Consider the following 302-nt stretch of genomic DNA (forward strand, 5'->3'; position numbering starts at 1 on the left):
CGGGGCAGGCTCGGTTATCGGGGCGGGAAGCGTCGTCACCCGTGACATTCCCGCCGGTGTCATCGCTGCAGGGGTGCCCTGCAAGGTGATCCGCCCCATTACAGAAAAAGATAAGTTCAAGCCGGAGGATATTCTGTTCTGAGAAATTCAGATCGGAAACGCTGAAAAAACATACGCACAAGCTCTCCGGGGACATTTTTGATTTTCGCCATGCTTTTCTACGGGGAGAAGGCATGGTATACTGGGAACGACAATTCGGAATTTGTGGAGAGATTTCCTGAACTTTCCTTATTTTTCAAGGC

1 pseudogene is annotated in these 302 nt (G+C 50.7%); it reads left to right on the plus strand.

Annotated features, from left to right (window positions below):
• A pseudogene (locus DW677_RS18955) lies at positions 1 to 142 on the plus strand (sugar O-acetyltransferase); the annotation flags it as partial.
• Between the last annotated feature and the right edge of the window lie 160 nt (positions 143 to 302).

This window comes from Clostridium sp. AM25-23AC, assembly GCF_003435125.1.
GTDB lineage: Bacteria > Bacillota > Clostridia > Lachnospirales > Lachnospiraceae > Pilosibacter > Pilosibacter fragilis.